The following is a 624-nucleotide window of genomic DNA, read 5'->3' as shown; positions in this document are numbered from 1 at the left end:
AGCTCGGGGAGGGCGGGGGCGGCGGATGCGTGGGTGGTGTTCGCGTGGGCCGCGGAGACCAGCCCGCACAGGGCGGCCCAGCCGCGCGCCCCGTCCCGGGCGAGGAAGACCGCGCGGGGCGCGGATTCGTCGACGAAGGCACCGCCGCGCACGGGGGTGCGCCGCCGCAGGTCCTGCGGGGGCTCCTCCCGTACGGCCAGGTCCACGCCGAACAGCGGGCGCACCCCGGCCTTCGCGCTCGCCGTGGCGAACCGGACCGCTCCGGCGAGGGTGTCGCGGTCGGTCAGGGCGATCGCGTCCATGCCCCGTTCGGCGGCGCGCTCGGCCAGCCGCTCGGGGTGCGAGGCCCCGTACCGCATCGAGAAGCCGGATGCGGTGTGCAGGTGCGTGAACGCGCTGACCCCGGTCATCGCACCTCCTGCCGTTCCTGTCACCCCCTGGCTGAAAACCACCCTCTCCATCCACCATAAACCACATCCTCGAACATCCGTACGAACATGCTGGCGGGGTGCCGCCGTGATCACCCGGACGGCCCGCACCGCCTGCGCGGGCCCGCCGCACCCCGCAGGCTCGGGGCATGCCCTCATTCGTCCAGGAACTGCGGAGCGCGGTGACGGGCCGGGC

1 protein-coding gene is annotated in these 624 nt (G+C 74.7%); it reads right to left on the bottom strand.

The window, feature by feature from the left end; translation table 11 throughout:
* Positions 1–410: PHP domain-containing protein (locus ACSNOH_RS35025; RefSeq protein ID WP_436725479.1), on the bottom strand; the 410-nt coding region annotated here is incomplete at its 3' end.
* Between the last annotated feature and the right edge of the window lie 214 nt (positions 411–624).

Source organism: Streptomyces sp. URMC 127, from assembly GCF_051386535.1.
Taxonomy (GTDB): Bacteria; Actinomycetota; Actinomycetes; order Streptomycetales; family Streptomycetaceae; genus Streptomyces.
Note: the sequence above shows the minus strand (reverse complement) of the source record. Positions and strands in the feature narration are given on the sequence as shown.